Origin of the sequence: Evansella tamaricis (assembly GCF_019042215.1) — a bacterium.
GTDB classification, from domain to species: domain Bacteria; phylum Bacillota; class Bacilli; order Bacillales; family Salisediminibacteriaceae; genus Evansella; species Evansella tamaricis.
In genome coordinates, this window is sequence record NZ_JAHQCS010000088.1 from 1 (window position 1) to 14,929 (window position 14,929).

16 protein-coding genes and 1 pseudogene are annotated in these 14,929 nt (G+C 38.1%); 7 read left to right on the top strand and 10 right to left on the bottom strand.

Annotated elements, in window-relative coordinates; translation table 11 throughout:
• A partial coding sequence (locus KS419_RS08860; RefSeq protein WP_217066095.1) for a hypothetical protein occupies window positions 1–182 on the top strand: 182 nt, incomplete at its 5' end.
• Window positions 148–741: pseudogene (locus KS419_RS08865) on the top strand (hemolysin family protein); the annotation flags it as partial. The gene KS419_RS08860 and the pseudogene KS419_RS08865, both read left to right, overlap by 35 nt.
• 276 nt (window positions 742–1,017) lie before the next feature.
• On the opposite strand, the gene KS419_RS08870 reads toward KS419_RS08865, so the two are convergent.
• The 3 genes from KS419_RS08870 to KS419_RS08880 form a co-directional block, all read right to left on the bottom strand.
• A complete protein-coding gene (locus KS419_RS08870; protein WP_217065932.1) occupies window positions 1,018–1,452 on the bottom strand; it encodes a hypothetical protein in 435 nt (144 codons plus the stop codon).
• 109 nt (window positions 1,453–1,561) lie between these two features.
• The gene (locus KS419_RS08875) at window positions 1,562–1,759 is read right to left on the bottom strand and encodes a DUF6199 family natural product biosynthesis protein (RefSeq protein ID WP_217065933.1); all 198 of its coding nucleotides are present in this window, start codon (window positions 1,757–1,759) and stop codon (window positions 1,562–1,564) included.
• 402 nt (window positions 1,760–2,161) lie between these two features.
• Window positions 2,162–3,010, bottom strand: coding sequence for a hypothetical protein (locus KS419_RS08880; RefSeq protein ID WP_217065934.1), 849 nt, complete (start codon window positions 3,008–3,010; stop codon window positions 2,162–2,164).
• 272 nt (window positions 3,011–3,282) lie between these two features.
• Between KS419_RS08880 and KS419_RS08885 the strand changes: the two genes are divergently transcribed.
• Window positions 3,283–3,699: a DUF3995 domain-containing protein gene (locus KS419_RS08885; protein WP_217065936.1), complete on the top strand. Its 417-nt coding sequence runs from the start codon at window positions 3,283–3,285 to the stop codon at window positions 3,697–3,699.
• A gap of 1,182 nt (window positions 3,700–4,881) precedes the next feature.
• On the opposite strand, the gene KS419_RS08890 is transcribed toward KS419_RS08885, so the two are convergent.
• Together KS419_RS08890 and KS419_RS08895 are read right to left on the bottom strand one after the other, a co-directional pair.
• Entirely contained in the window at window positions 4,882–6,003 is a 1,122-nt protein-coding gene (locus KS419_RS08890; RefSeq protein WP_246593743.1) for an ABC transporter permease, read from the bottom strand.
• A 1-nt stretch (window position 6,004) separates the two neighbouring features.
• Entirely contained in the window at window positions 6,005–6,934 is a 930-nt protein-coding gene (locus KS419_RS08895) for an ABC transporter ATP-binding protein (protein WP_217065938.1), read from the bottom strand.
• Between the two features lie 199 nt (window positions 6,935–7,133).
• On the opposite strand from KS419_RS08895, the gene KS419_RS08900 reads away from it, so the two are divergent.
• Together KS419_RS08900 and KS419_RS08905 are read left to right on the top strand one after the other, a co-directional pair.
• Window positions 7,134–7,901, top strand: coding sequence for a MerR family transcriptional regulator (locus KS419_RS08900; RefSeq protein ID WP_217065939.1), 768 nt, complete (start codon window positions 7,134–7,136; stop codon window positions 7,899–7,901).
• An 809-nt stretch (window positions 7,902–8,710) separates the two neighbouring features.
• Entirely contained in the window at window positions 8,711–9,010 is a 300-nt protein-coding gene (locus KS419_RS08905) for an ASCH domain-containing protein (RefSeq protein ID WP_217066082.1), read from the top strand.
• Between the two features lie 113 nt (window positions 9,011–9,123).
• Here the strand turns inward: KS419_RS08905 and KS419_RS08910 are convergent, their stop codons facing one another.
• Window positions 9,124–9,237, bottom strand: coding sequence for a YjcZ family sporulation protein (locus tag KS419_RS08910; protein WP_217065940.1), 114 nt, complete (start codon window positions 9,235–9,237; stop codon window positions 9,124–9,126).
• Window positions 9,238–9,710: 473 nt separating this feature from the next.
• On the opposite strand from KS419_RS08910, the gene KS419_RS08915 reads away from it, so the two are divergent.
• The gene (locus KS419_RS08915) at window positions 9,711–11,024 is read left to right on the top strand and encodes an SH3 domain-containing protein (protein WP_217065941.1); all 1,314 of its coding nucleotides are present in this window, start codon (window positions 9,711–9,713) and stop codon (window positions 11,022–11,024) included.
• 112 nt (window positions 11,025–11,136) lie between these two features.
• Here the strand turns inward: KS419_RS08915 and KS419_RS08920 are convergent, their stop codons facing one another.
• Window positions 11,137–11,382 (bottom strand): hypothetical protein, encoded by a 246-nt coding sequence (locus KS419_RS08920; RefSeq protein WP_217065942.1) that lies wholly within the window; start codon window positions 11,380–11,382, stop codon window positions 11,137–11,139.
• Between the two features lie 149 nt (window positions 11,383–11,531).
• Window positions 11,532–12,377 (bottom strand): MBL fold metallo-hydrolase, encoded by an 846-nt coding sequence (locus KS419_RS08925; RefSeq protein WP_217065943.1) that lies wholly within the window; start codon window positions 12,375–12,377, stop codon window positions 11,532–11,534.
• 283 nt (window positions 12,378–12,660) lie between these two features.
• Between KS419_RS08925 and KS419_RS08930 the strand changes: the two genes are divergently transcribed.
• Entirely contained in the window at window positions 12,661–13,701 is a 1,041-nt protein-coding gene (locus tag KS419_RS08930) for an ATP synthase beta subunit C-terminal domain-containing protein (RefSeq protein ID WP_217066084.1), read from the top strand.
• Between the two features lie 136 nt (window positions 13,702–13,837).
• On the opposite strand, the gene KS419_RS08935 is transcribed toward KS419_RS08930, so the two are convergent.
• Both KS419_RS08935 and KS419_RS08940 read right to left on the bottom strand, forming a co-directional pair.
• Window positions 13,838–14,188, bottom strand: a complete 351-nt coding sequence (locus KS419_RS08935) for a DUF2200 domain-containing protein (RefSeq protein WP_217066086.1) — start codon at window positions 14,186–14,188, stop codon at window positions 13,838–13,840.
• Window positions 14,189–14,283: 95 nt separating this feature from the next.
• Window positions 14,284–14,805, bottom strand: a complete 522-nt coding sequence (locus tag KS419_RS08940) for a hypothetical protein (protein ID WP_217065944.1) — start codon at window positions 14,803–14,805, stop codon at window positions 14,284–14,286.
• Between the last annotated feature and the right edge of the window lie 124 nt (window positions 14,806–14,929).

Sequence of the window (14,929 nt, forward strand, 5' to 3'; positions counted from 1 at the left end):
CTGCAAATACGTCGATTTGTCTCGACGGATACGCCTCGGAGCATTTGCTCGCAGAGGAAGAGACAGTAGTCGTGAATTTCGCTAAAAATCATCCTTTTAAAAAATCAACATTAGCCTTTAACATAGCCTTTAATAAAAGTAATTTAGCCGGTAAACTGGATTTTTCTTCAGTTAAGAAATGATGTTTCTTCGCTTATTCAGAAAAATGATTCCAGCCCGTCTGTGACGGAAGAAGAGTTAAAGATGATGGTGGATATAAGTGAAGAGGAAGGTGTTATAGACGAAAATGAAAAAGAGCTCGTACACCGCTCCTTTGATTTCAATGATATAATTGTTGCTGAAGTTTTTAAGCCTAGAACTAGCATGATTGCTCTTGGTATTGATGATGATCCTGAACATATAAAGGAAGCATTTTTTCAAGAGCGCTTTTCCCGCATCCCAATATATAAGGGGAATATTGATAATATAATTGGGATTTTATCTGAACGTGACTTTCTTACTGCATATATACGGGGCGAAATTAATATCAAATCTCTGTTGAGAAACCCAATTTTTGTAGTGGAATCGATGAAAATTAACGTTCTGCTGCCTCAGTTGCAGAAGGAAAAAACGGATATGGCTATTGTAATTGATGAATATGGCGGAACGAGCGGCCTGATTACATTGGAAGATATTCTCGAGGAGCTTGTTGGAGAAATTTACGACGAGCATGATGATGATGTTAAGTTATTTAAACGAATCTGACGAACGGCGCATCCGTTCTGTTATGGTTACAATAGAATTAAATACTAAGACATCACCTCCCTGTATAGAGGAGGACCGGCAGTTTTTAACTGCCGGTTTTTTCTATTCTTGCGCAACCCTAATATCAAGGGTAGACATCAACTTATTTTTAGGTAATGTTAGCGGTTAATGTTGATTCTTATAAGGAAATTGGATTTCCTTGGAAGTTCTTAATATATTCGCCTTGTTGAACACCATCCTATACTTTTAAATATAATTAGGAATAATCTTTTTTTATCTAGACAGTTTTAATTGTTTATCATCACTTGTCATGCTGATGAAATTGAGAAGTAGTATATAAAACGGATAGACTATCAATCCCCCGATTGCTAACAAACCAGTAACAGGATTGGGGGCATCTCCACCATAAGTTATCGGAAATAAGGCTGAGAATACATAAATAAAAAGAATAAAATAAGGTGCCCAAAGGGTTACTGTCCAAAAGTTTGCCTTTCGCCCACCTAACCATTTTTTTGTTAAAAAAAAGAGTAGTATTGTACCACCTATAATTTCTACAATTAGTACTACGCCAGTTAAAATATTTACCGTACCAATTTCCCATTTAGTTAGTCGGCTAATTCTATACACGTTTAACATAAGTTCAAGAGGAACAAAAACCATAAGAGCGTATAGAATACTTACAACATTTAACTTCAAGAAATATTTCATTTAAATAAGCCCCCAATAATAATTAACTCTTATTAAGAATCTCCCCGATAGCGACACAACGGTAGAAACTAATTGTTCCACGGACGCTCCTGTTAACTATACAACTCCTTTAAAGATAAGTAACTATAACTCCTCCAATTCCTGCGAGAGTCATCAAAATACCGCCAAAACGTGTTGACCAATTGTAGAAATTGGAAGGTTCCGTGCCGTCATTTGATTTCCAACTCTCTGTTATTAACCAGATAATGGATGGTTTAATAATCATTGTAACACCTATAATTATTAGAATTATACCAAGTAAAACCATTTTAAAATCCCTCCAAAATATCCGTTTTCCTATTATATAAAACGAATTAACCATTTTTAAAGTTTCAATACTTATTTAAATTTCTTCACTTTCTAGAAAGGAAAGAAAGCATTGTTTCTACACTTGTGATTAAGCCACCAAATCTCGTAAACTGACTTTTCAGTTATAATATTGCTATTCCATCTTAAGAGAAATGAGGAAAATATCTCATGAAAAAAGGTATATTATCTACATTTAGGAAAGGTGGTGGGACTGAAATAATAGTAAAGATGAGATGGGCTTACGGCGTTCAAGATGTTCAATCAAACTTTCATAGAGATGGATCGACTAAAAAGAATGATTCCATAAAGGACATTCAGCTCTGTTAATCCCGCAAGCCGATCCATCTGTTGTCATACCTGATTATTTATTTGTTGAATCACTATATAACGCTGCATCCCCAATCCATTTTTTGTACAATGGCGCTAAAGATATGACTAGAATATCAACTATTGTGATTGGTATAAGGGACTTTATTTTTATCAGTCTGCTCTTTTTCAAAATGTAATCCACTACGATTTTTCCAACAACTACCAAAGCTTTCGCCTTAATATTACCAATATAAGTAACCCACGTTTTTAACACGGACATTAGACTTGCATACGATGTTTCCATTTTGTGTTGTTCCATCAAGGAGTGATAGTATCCTCTTCCAAATGTTAATTTGTGCATCATTTCTAAAGCTACTAATAAGTTAATACACGTAAACTGGACCATGTTATAAAGGGTTAATTTTTGAATGAATGAGTTCCCTTTTTCTAAGAAACGAAGCCACTGATCACTAATATGAAAATAGAGATAAATTAGTATTAAGGTATACCTTGTTTTCCACCCACGTTCTTTAAAAATCCCCATTTTAATAAAGAGTTTCTGGATGAGCATGAAATAAACAGCAAACCCTAACTTTACAATCCAATTAAGCTTAAATGCAGTAATAAATAGAGCGGTAAAGGGGACGTAAACCGCTTGGGATAAAATAGCTCCGGAAATTTCGTCTAAAAAATTTTTTCGGAAAAATTCTGGTTTGTATCGATATAAATGCAAAAATGACAAAACGATATATTCAAAAAGATACGCTATTCCCATGTTAGAAAATAATAAAACAACAAGAGATTTCCTATTGTTAGCTTTTGTGAATGTGAATAGAAGTAGAATAAAATGAATGATGAACAATACTATATATGGGTATTTATTCCATTTCTTGCGTATCATCAAAGCCCTCCAGCTGAAAAGATTATTATTATTATTTGCAAGAATAGACTTTATTATGATTATGGTGCCAACTTCGCATTTCAATTTGCTTTTTACTTGTCCGTTATAATAAAATTTTTCAAGGATCGATCTTTCATCCAGTAAGGCGAAGGGCGGCGTAATATTTTAGTGCGAACGTTCACAAGAAAATGGAAGACGTCCATACAGCCGGTTTAACTGGACAGGAAAAAAAAGGTGATGGCGGAAAATGTTTAAAAAGGAGTGAGGTAAAAATGTCATTTTTAGTATATTCATCGGTAGGGATTCTAACATTAATCAGTTTCATTCATTTTTACTGGTTATTTGGAGGAAAAAGGGGGTTTATTGCTTCTGTACCTGAAAAAGTAGAGGGTGATTTATTGTTCACTCCTAAAATCATTGAAACTCTCATTGTTGCGTTAGGGTTATTATTCGTTGGATTTATGTTATTAGTGCAATTTGATGCCATTCCTTTTTTAAAACCCACTATACTGACTAAAACATTTTGTATCCTATTTACCTGTGTCTTCTTTTTAAGAGCAGTGGGTGACTTTAAATATCTCGGTTTTTTTAAAAGAATTAAACATTCTATATTTGCTAAGTATGATACTAAATACTATTCTCCTCTTTGCCTTTATTTAGGGTTATCACTCTTACTTGTGTTGTTTTAGTTGTCCACATTAATATATGTCTTCGCTACACCTTCCTAAAATATTTGATCAACTGAAATTTTTACTATGGGTGTTTTCCGTTTTTATTTAAAAGGCTCTTTTCGTATGGATTGTTGTTTTTAAAGCAAAATTATTGCTTGGATACACTCCAGGCGGGCGCTTTCACCTCAGGCACAAGTGCGACATCTGTTCCTAACCCCTTCGGTCCTACTCACAGTGTCTTCTTTGCCGCGGCCTCAGCCTCGTTCGGGAACAAGTAGAGCCAACTTCTGCCCGAAATCCTTCACGAGCTCCTCGTTCGGGAAGAAGTTGAATCAACTTCTACCCGAAATCCTTCACTTGCTCCCCGTTCGGGAACAAGTAGAGGCAACTTCTGCCCGAAACCCTTCACGAGCTCCTCGTTCGGGAACAAGTGGAGGCAACTTCTGCCCGAAACCCTTCACGAGCTCCCTGTTCGGGAACAAGTGGAGGCAACTTCTGCCCGAAATCCTTCACGAGCTTCCTGTTCGGGCACAACTCGAGGCAACTTCTGCCCGAAATCCGGCACGAGCTCCTCCTTCGGGAACAAGTTGAGCCATCTTCTGCCCGAAATCCGTCACGAGCTCCTCCTTTGGGATCAAGTTGAATCAACTTCTACCCGAAATCCTTCACGTGCTCCCCGTTCGGGAACAAGTAGAGGCATCTTCTGCCCGAAACCCTTCACGTGCTCCTCGTTCGGGAACAAGTGGAGGCAACTTCTGCCCGAAACCCTTCACGAGCTCCCTGTTCGGGCACAACTCGAGGCAACTTCTGCCCGAAACCCTTCACGAGCTCATCGTTCGGGAACAAGTGGAGGCAACTTCTGCCCGAAACCCTTCACGAGCTCCCTGTTCGGGCACAACTCGAGGCAACTTCTGCCCGAAATCCTTCACGAGCTCATCGGGGAAAAAGTGGGTGGAACTATTAAATATTAAGCCCGAACAACCAAAGTATGGTTACTCACTTTAGTAACATTTGCTATTAATCCTGATTTGTATACATCGATGATTCGTGAGGCGATAGCGCTTAATAAGTAAATTTGAACAGAAAAACGGGAAAAAGCGCTTGGAAGGGCAGTAAACATCCAAGCACTTTTAGTCTTACTTATCTACTTTGGGGTGCAAAAGGGATTATACAAGGAACATAATTTTTTTCACAATAGAATTATCTCGTCGCTACAATGGATTTTCGCTTATAAAGCCATGATCCAATGATAAAGGCAACTGCTCCCCAAAGGAGCATGATCCCAATAGCTATCCAAATGCCAGTTGAAAAGATGCTAGTGGAATAAACCATACTCTCCCTTAAACCCTCCACAAAATAAGTAAGTGGAAGGATATTCGATAGTGGCTGGATCCACTCAGGCATCGTCTCAATGGGAAAGAATATTCCACTCAAAAACATCATGAGGAAGCTGGCAATATTGGCCACTCCCATATAGGCTTCAGAAGTCTTACTAAAGGAGGAAAAAAAGTATCCTAAAGCGTTAAACGATAAGGCTCCCAGTAAGAAAACAACGAGTAAGCTAGGAAAATTGATGTATACATTTGCTCCAAAGAGGAAGACGCCAATGATCGTTAATAAGATAATTTGAATGACACTAAATAACAACCGCATAATCATATCGCTTAAACCAAAAATATTCATATTGGCAGGAGTCATGCGTAACCGTTTTATTAATCCTTTCCTTCGCATTTCTACTAAATCAACCATCCCGAACATTCCACCTTGAGCAATCGCTAACGCAATCATACCAGTGAGAAGAAAGTCAGTATAACTCAGTTGATTACTACTGGAGGTTATGGATTCGAAATGTAATTCATAGGTAGGGACTGCACCTACAGCATAAAGATTTGCCTGCTGGACAAAGTTATTTAGCATTCCTGACAAGGCTTGTGTTGTAACCCCTTGTTCGTTTTCTTTATTCACGATAAAGAAAATGGAAGTATCATCTGCTGATTCAGGCAAGACAATCGCGGCATGAACTTCCTGGTCCTTTACTAGTTCATCAGCTTTCTCACGACTTACCGTGTCACCAGATTCTATTTCTAAAACGGGAATTGAAGTGAGTTGCTGTAACAGCATTTCTGATGTGGGATTCGGATTTTCATTGACAATGGCCACTTTTGCAGAAAACTCATTGTCAGAACTGCCGCTAAAGATTACCATAAAAATAGACATTAAAATAACAGGGAAAAAGATTCCCCAAAACCAAGCTTGTTTTTCACGAAAAGTTAATTTTAATTGAGCAGCAAACATTTGTTTAAATTGTTTGAAATGCTTCAACCTAATCCCTCCATTCCTTCCCAGTAAACGCAATGAAAACATCTTCTAAGCTCATTTCACGAATAGAGACTTGCTCCACCTGATAATTTTTTTCCTTTGTATATCCAAATAAGTTATATAATGTATTCTCCGGATCGGTGGACCATAGTATTAAGGACGCTTCTTCACGTTCCGTTCGAGTAACGGATGAAAGATTATTAGAGTAGAGATTCGCCTCTTCCGCAGCCTCAGCTCCATTAATAAAGGAAAGGCGTACTTCCCTTTCTTCTGTTAATTTTTCAATAAGTGCTGAAGGGGTATCCAATGTGACGATTCGGCCTTGATCCACGATACAAACTCTATCGCTTAATTTTTCGGCTTCCTCCATATAATGTGTCGTTAAGATTGTGGTTTTACCTAGTTTCTTTAGTTGTAAGATGATGTCCCAAATGTTGCGACGAGCTTGTGGATCCAGTCCCGTTGTGGGTTCATCTAAAAAAATGATTTCAGGGTCACTAATCATGGCTAGTCCAATGGCAAGCCTTTGCCGTTGACCTCCAGAGAGCTTTTTCACATGATTATTACGATGGTCCGTAAGGTTAATTAATTTTAGGATTTCTTCTGTTGGACGGGCTTTATCGTAAAAGGTAGCGAACAGGTTCAAGTTTTCTTCTGGAGTTAATAAGTCAAACATGGCACTAGATTGAGGCTGTACACCAATCTTCTGTTTAATCGTTTTTGCATGTTTATCCCAGTTGAATTCACCAAAACGGATTTCTCCAACATCGGGTGGAACTAAGCCTTCAATCATTTCTAAGGTTGTGGTTTTTCCTGCCCCATTCGGTCCGATAATAGTAAATACCTCACCAGCTTTCACGGAAAAGCTAATATCTTGAACCGCATGAATGGTACCAAATGATTTTTTTAAGTTTTTCACATCTAAAACAGTCATTTTATTCCTCCTTTTCTTAACAACTATTCCCATATTTGCTTACGTTTTTCCACCGCGAATAGTTTCGAATTTTTATTTTTTTTGAAAAAAGTTGTTGACCTTCACGTGTACGTTAAGGTGTAGAGTAATAGTATCAGAGTGCACTGAAAAAGTGGTTTTTTACTTTTTCAGTCGTCTCATAGTCTCAGGAGGTGAGTTCATGGAATACACCATACAGAAACTTGCGCAGCTTGCAAGAGTGAGTACGAGAACACTTCGATATTATGATGAAATCCATATTCTTAAGCCAGCAAGAATTAACTCGTCAGGATATCGAATTTATAGTCAAGCAGAAGTGGATCGGTTACAGCAAATCTTGTTTTATAAAGAATTAGGAGTAAGTCTTGAAAGGATCAAAGAATTCATTACCTCCCCTTTATATGATGAAACGCAAGCTCTGAAGGATCACCGGGAACATCTTCTTGGGAAAAGGAAGCAGTTAGATGTGTTGATTTCCAATGTAGAAAAAACGATTGATTCAATGGAAGGGAGAATTATAATGACAGATAAAGAGAAATTTGAAGGTTTTAAACAGCAGTGGATTAGTGACAACGAGGAGAAATACGGGAAAGAGATTCGTGAAAAATATGGTGATGATGTAGTAAACCAGTCAAATGAAAAACTTAATAATATGACGAAAGAAGAGTATGACGAGGTTAGTCATCTTGCAAATGAAGTCCTGGAAACTCTGGAAGAAGCATTTAAAACGGGAGATCCTGGGAGCGATATTGCACAAAAAACGGCGGAGTTGCATAAGAATTGGCTAATGTATTATTGGAAGGAGTATAACAAGGACGCTCATGCTGGTCTTGCTCATATGTATGTAAATGATGAGCGGTTTAAGAAATATTATGAAAAGGGGCCAGGAATGACCGAATTTTTGAGAGACGCAATTTTATTGTACACAAATCATAAAAGAAACAACTGATTTTACTTGTGTAGAAGAAGAATATCTTTATACATTACGTGCAATCATGCTTACCTCAACCTCAAAAATATGAGTTGCAAGCCTTATATAATATAGCTAGTTATTTTAATCATTACATTTGACTCTTAAAACAATAATAATATCATAAAGGAGTCACTTTTTTTTGCTGTAATTTGCTTACCGTTGTGTACTTCTTATAGGAAGATTAGTATATAATTTAAATCAAGGTTGTTGTAGAATTTTTAGAGCGAGAAAAAGTAGCAGAGCAGGAAGGGGATGGAAACACCTAGTGCTTAGGTGATTTTAGAATTCGTGATAGAAGTTTAATTCAATTTGTTCAAAGGTAAGAAAATTTTTGCACCTTCGGGCATTGTCTAGCTCCATCGCCTACTCGCATGGGAACTGAAAAAGTGGTGCTTTTCCACTTTTACAGTCCCAAAGCAATGAGCGTAGCCGTCGCAATCTTTAAAAGCTTGATAGGAGTTGGTTTTCTCCTATCAGGCGAGCGACGAGCGCAGCCATTGCCATACAAATAAAAGGAACTGAAAAAGTGGTTTTTAACTTTTTCAGTTGCTTCTTAATCGCTGCGGGGCACTTCGGAAGTGACAACCGAAGTCAAAGATCGGACTTCTAGTTGTCATTCCTCCACTGCCCTACGCCCGTGACCAAAGGCGCTTGCGCTTTTCTTATTATAACGATATTAGTGTGTTTCATGTCAATTGGTGTAATATAAATGGAGAAGAGAAGAAGGGGATGAGTTTGTGAGTAGAGAAGAAGTTTTACCGCCAAAGACATGTGAAATAGACAGAATGATAACAAAACCGGAAGATATTAAGAAAGTTCTTGCAGGAACGAAGACAGCAACGAGAAGAAATGGCAGATATGCAGATCTGGGAGAAATAATGGTTCTGGAAGGTAAGTGCTTTAAAGTAGAGCGTGTATATAGGCAGACTTTAGGTGAACTAACGGATGAGATTGCAGTCCAAGAGGGCTATGGGAGTGTGGAAGAATATAAGAATGCGATCCTATCCATTCATCCAGGGATGCCGTGGAAACCGCAAATGAAGGTGTGGACACATGAATTCAAAGTAGTGGAGGATGAAATATAGGGGGGAGTTCTAACCTTCGAACAGACTTTACGGAACAGTGCCTAGCACTCTCAACAAACAAAAACAAACCCTATCAAAGGAACAGTTGGTTCCTTTATAGGGTTTATCTTCTATTAATATCCGTATCCAGTACCTCCAACTACTACAGCTCCGATAATAACTAGTAAGATGAAAATTACTAGTATAAACGCGAAGCCTCCTGCAAAACCACCGTGTGCGTGTGTCATAATCCGAACACCTCCAATTAAAACAAACTAAAGGACATAGAAGCCCTTTCTCCTATACCATATGCGATTAGTAAAAAAATGTTTGTGCAAATGACCCGATCGACATAAATGAAGAACTAAGGTGACTGAGCCTCCCTACGGTATAGTTAGACACATTGGGGGACAGGAACTATTCTCCAGCCAGCCCATTTAGAAAGCTCCCGTACCGTCGAGAGCAGTGATGCCGTGAAAACAATGACCGAAGCCATTGTCTATCAAATGAAAGTCAGTGAAAAAGTTTTTCGTACTTTTTTACTGGTCTCGAACCGTCCCCATACTTCACTAAGAATTAATTGTACTAAGGAAGAAACTACTAATTGTATTTAGTTTGTCTATATAATACTATTTTTATATAGAATTCAGGATGGAGGGGTGCTCACTAACTGGAAAGATGTTTTTGGGATGATATTAGATAATTAAAAAGGGGTGTCCGAATGTCAAAAAAAGCATTACAATACATTTTAGCATTATTTCTAGTTTTTACTATTAGTTTAGTAGGGTGTAGTAATGAATCAACATCTCCAGCTGAAGTTAGTGATCCTAATGATCAAGAAGAAACGAACGAAAATGGAGTAGAAGAACAAGAAGAATCAACAGAAGAAGAAAAGTCTGAAGAAACAGAAGAAACAGAAGAAACAGAAGAAACAGAAGAAACAAGTGAAGTTGAGGAAAACGAAGAAGATAATAAAGTTCAGGAAAATGTAGCTTATGTTAATGTAAACAGGTTGAATATTAGAGAATACAGAGATGCCAACGGTACATCTCTTGGGATTATCACTAAAGGAAAACAAGTAAAAGTTTTGGAAGAAGTGAAAGATGGAGAAGACGATTGGTTAAATATTCAAGTTGGCAGTGGAGATAATACCATTGAGGGTTGGATTTTAACTCATTATACAGTTAGGGATTCTAGAGAATTTTTATCAGATCCAAACCTTTTTGAAGATGAGGAACTGAATGATTACTTTACATCTCCAACCCTTTTTGAAGATAATACGATTGTTGCTTATTACGGACACCCAAATTCTAGATTAATGGGAATTGTAGGAAGACACTCTGTTCAAGAGCTTATTCCTCTGTTAGAGAAGACATCTGAAAAATACGATTCCGTTAATGGTGATTTAGGTGTTATCCCAGCAATCTACCTTATTTATGGAACAGTGCAGCCAGGTGGTGAAATTGGCGTATTAAACTTCGACCAAATGATGTCCTACATTGAGGAAGCCTATAAGAATGGTGTTTTAATCTATCTAGACCATCAAATGGGAAAATATCATCCTATTGATGCCCTGAATGAAATCTTGCCATTTCTGAAATATCCCAATGTTCATTTAGCTCTTGATCCAGAATGGCGTACAAATAATCCAATGAATGAGATAGGACATTTATCTGGAGAAGAAATAAATCAAATTCAAGAAACGATGCGTGACTATATGATTTCCAATGATATTCCAGGTGTGCGACAATTTGTTTTCCATCAATTTGTTGAAAAAATGGTACCTGATATTGAAGCGGCATCCGTTGATTATGATCCGGTGTTACTCGTCCATAATACATCAGGGTGGGGTCCTCCTTCTGGAAAGATAGCGACCCATGCGACTAATTCCAAGGCAACGAATATACCATACAAAGGCTTTAAACTATGGTATTACTATTCTGATATACCAGGGGTCCACTATGATGATCCCCTAATGACGCCAGAGGAAGTTCTGGAACTCAATCCGAAACCGGGGCTTATTATTTATCAGTAATGGGACAAGGGGTCAGCACATACTGTGCTGCCTGTCTCCTTTCATTACATTGATATCAATAATTAAGAAAAGACCACCAAAATTTAATTGTATGGTCATCGTAAGTTATATTTTAATTTTCACCTGGGAATACGACGGCTAAAAAAACAACTTCCTTGTCAATCAACTTGTAATAAACCCTAAATTTTTTTATTATTACTCTAGAGATACCTTTATATTTTCCGAATTCTTCAATATACGATTTTCCAATAATATCATTCCCTAAGATATCTTCGGTTTCTAAAATAAACTGAGTAATAAAGTCAAATGTTTCTTCTGGAGTAAATCTCTTACTTCTAAATAGAGTAAGTTTTTCCATTACCTTCGGACGCCCTTGCACTTTTCTTAACGTCTACAAATTACTATAACAAAAAACTCCCACAATATTGTCCAGTCGTAACCATAGTGGGAGTTCTGGTTTAAAGTTTGATATAATTCTCAAAACTTATTTCTTTGATATAAGATTGCTTAGTTTACATACTCTCCATAATCAGGCTTAGCAATTTCATCAAAATCTTCAACTAATTTTTCTAAACTCCTTGTTAGTAAATCCCCAGACATAGGTTTTCCATGTCCAGTAACTGCGACAGTCGGTTTTAGTGTTGCTAACTTAATGACAGATTCCTTGGCAGACTCCCAATCTGTGGTTAAGTATCTTGGTGGACCACTAATTTCCAGTTCTTGCGTTAATACCTTATAGAGGTATTCTTGTTTAACAGTAACAAAGGCATCTCCTACAATTAATACCCTATCTTTTTCCCTAAATAAAGATACGTGACCAGGTGAATGTCCAGGAGTGTGAATCCATTTAAACCCTGGCATAGTAGGTACAGATCCATCAGAAGGTAGTGGTTTCACGTTGTTGCCTAAGTTAATTGGTTCATTTGGAAACATTGGTGATATTTTAGCAACCATACCCCCTTCAACAGTAGAATCTGGCTCTGGATAGCTTTTATGTCCCACTAAAAATGGCATTTCCAGCTCGTGGGCATACACAGGTATTTTCCAATGTTCTACTAGTTCAATTATGGCTCCCACATGGTCAAAGTGACCGTGTGTTAAAATAATTGCCTTTGGGCGACTGTTTGCCCCAAATCGTTCAGCAATAACCGAGATAATTTCCTCTGCGGAATTAGGCATCCCAGCATCAACTAATACGAATTCGTTTGTTTTCGGAATACCAATTAAATGAATATTCACTATCTGTACGGTGTAACTGAAAAGATCTGGTAATACCTCAATGCCTACACCACTACCAATAGAAGTGGCTGGAATGGTTTTATAATCACTCCCGTAACTCATTTGCTCGTCCACAACGTCTCCTCCTTGAAATGAAAGTCGTATTTATTGTTCTCTTTTTTTTACGATTTTAAAAAATATATAGTGTTACCTTTTTGAACTAACTCCCTTTTATGATTACTCGCTAGAGTAAAAGAGTTCACAAACTTTCTCTCGGTTTTTGCACCAAAGTTTGAAGGGCACTTCAATAAATTACTCCATAAAATAAAAAAATTACTATTTAGCGTAATTAAGTGTTGCTTTTGAACGTAATGTATTTTACTATATAAAGTAATCGGAGGTGAAAAAAATGGAAAGTTTGGAAAACATTCAGTTAAATGTTCCTTTATTGAGGCGAAAAGTTTCAAATTTAACGTCAGCGGCTCGTTCTGTAGGTTTGCGTCCGGCAACTGTTTCGAATTTATGTACAGGAAAAATTCCAATTGGCCGAGCGGAAGTAAGAACATTAGTGGCTCTCGCCACATTAGCAGAATGTAGCTTGGATGATTTAATTATTAGAGGGGAGAAGATGGAAATGATTGAAACGGGAATTAAGACACTTGATGCCTTTGCTCCTTTAACAAAGGGAGGGACAGTTGGTTTAGTGGCGAGGTATGGTATGGGACAATTGGTAGTTTTAGCAGAGTTGTTTCACCGTTTAAAGCAGAAAGGGTTTACGACTGTTTTGCTGGTACCAGCTGGAGACCACCCAGAGATAAAGGATGTCTTCGGGGAAGTGGATGTGCAAGTGAATTCAGTTGAGGAAGCTTATGAACAATTAGTCGTGTTAGGAAAAGAAAAGGAAATTGCATTTGCAGCTGATCGATCCAATGTCTTGACAGGGGATATTCACCAACTTCAAGATCGATTAAGTCATGTTGGTGTTACTTTAACTACTTTTCTAGTGGATTTAAAGGGAGAAGCGGTGGATGAGGATCTTCCTTATGGTCCATTGGAAACACTTTGGCAGTTTGATGCAGACTTAGCTGCAAGGCAGAAGTACCCAGCTGTGAATCCTATTTACTCCACATCCTCAATCTTAGAAGGGGCTCATTTAGAGCAAAATCATATCGTTGTCCAGCAGCGTGCGCAAAAACTCCTTCGAAGGTATCGAGAACTTCGTTCGTTAGTTACTATCAGTGGTATGGAGAAGCTACCTGCTGCGGAGGTGGATACGTATCGCCGTGGTGAAAGGCTAGAAGCCTATTTAACTCAACCGTTTTATGTGGCAGAGGCGTTTACTGGTACAAAAGGGGAAGCCGTTCATCTACGAGAAACACTGGAAGATATAAGGAAAATTTTGGACGGAGAAACGGATTCCACCCAAGTTGAAGAGTTGAACTTTATAGGGAAGATATAGGATTTGTGTAGGGGTGTAATCAAGTGCCTGTCCCCTCCGACTAGGTAAAGTAGCATAGAGCAGGTGGAAGGCACTAATCTTGTGGGTTCAAAAAACACCGATTTTTTTAAACGAAATCGGTGTTTCTTCATTATAATTATTTCCGCAAAATCTTCTCTAGTGCTTTTCCCTTTGCTAATTCATCAATTAGCTTGTCCAAATAACGAATTTCCCGCATCGTTGGTTCTTCGATATTTTCTACACGGACACCACAGACCACTCCTTTGATCAAAGCCCTCGAAGGATTCAGTTGAGGAGATTCCGAAAAGAAGGTTTCAAAGTCTGTCTGTTTTTCCAGTTGTCTTTCTAGTTCTCCTTGGCTATACCCTGTCAACCAACGTATGATTTCATCCACTTCTGTTTTCGAACGTCCTTTTCTCTCCGCCTTTGCAACATAATGGGGATAGACACTTGCGACACTCATCGTATAAATCTTATGTTTAGTTATGATACATCATCCCTTATAAGGTTTTCTCTTATAGTACTAAAAATATCCCAGTTCAGTAAAGTGTTTATGAACTGGGATCACGATACTTGATACTATTAGTCAAACACAGAGACAACAATTTGGACGACTCCGTCTTCCTCCAGCCAATAAACCATTGCCTTCGCGGTAGATCCGTCGCTATTTTCTGCACGATATTCAATATGGGAATGGGCAACTTCCGGAACTTCTTCTACAAGTTCGTATTCTCCTGCTAAGAAATGAAAGTAGAGATCTCCGGCTTCCTCGTAAAAACTCTCAGGAGCCTCCACTTCTAAGTGAATGGTTGCGATTCCGTCGAAGTTAAACGAGTCTGTAACATATGCCCCATCAGGAAATGGAATGTCCAATGGAAAGTTATCTGGCAACGTATCGGCAACATCATCAGAATTGGTATCTGAATCACCACTGCTATCATTTCCAGCATCACTTTCAGAATCATCACCAGATTCAGCGTGCTCACTAGTTTCTGTTTCTGGAGCTCCTTCCTCCGGATCCCCTTGCGTTGCATCTTCTCCATTGCAGCCGACCATTACTCCACTCAGTACCGCCAAGAAAAATAAAGTAATCACATATTTCATCTCATCATCCCCGATTCTAGCAAATTCAAATTATTTCCTAATAAGTATAGCAATCGAAGATGGATGGGGGTATTATCCAAAGGTATAATATCGACGCCCCATCGGTCTGGAGGAAATGGGTATT

Coding starts and splice junctions, on each gene's coding strand:
- KS419_RS08905 (WP_217066082.1), top strand. CDS start 8,711: ATGATAACAAAACCGGAAGATATTAAGAAAGTTCTTGCAGGAACGAAG.
- KS419_RS08870 (WP_217065932.1), bottom strand. CDS start 1,452: ATGAAATATTTCTTGAAGTTAAATGTTGTAAGTATTCTATACGCTCTT.
- KS419_RS08900 (WP_217065939.1), top strand. CDS start 7,134: ATGGAATACACCATACAGAAACTTGCGCAGCTTGCAAGAGTGAGTACG.
- KS419_RS08910 (WP_217065940.1), bottom strand. CDS start 9,237: ATGACACACGCACACGGTGGTTTTGCAGGAGGCTTCGCGTTTATACTA.
- KS419_RS08880 (WP_217065934.1), bottom strand. CDS start 3,010: ATGATACGCAAGAAATGGAATAAATACCCATATATAGTATTGTTCATC.
- KS419_RS08875 (WP_217065933.1), bottom strand. CDS start 1,759: ATGGTTTTACTTGGTATAATTCTAATAATTATAGGTGTTACAATGATT.
- KS419_RS08895 (WP_217065938.1), bottom strand. CDS start 6,934: ATGACTGTTTTAGATGTGAAAAACTTAAAAAAATCATTTGGTACCATT.
- KS419_RS08915 (WP_217065941.1), top strand. CDS start 9,711: ATGTCAAAAAAAGCATTACAATACATTTTAGCATTATTTCTAGTTTTT.
- KS419_RS08920 (WP_217065942.1), bottom strand. CDS start 11,382: ATGGAAAAACTTACTCTATTTAGAAGTAAGAGATTTACTCCAGAAGAA.
- KS419_RS08885 (WP_217065936.1), top strand. CDS start 3,283: ATGTCATTTTTAGTATATTCATCGGTAGGGATTCTAACATTAATCAGT.
- KS419_RS08940 (WP_217065944.1), bottom strand. CDS start 14,805: ATGAAATATGTGATTACTTTATTTTTCTTGGCGGTACTGAGTGGAGTA.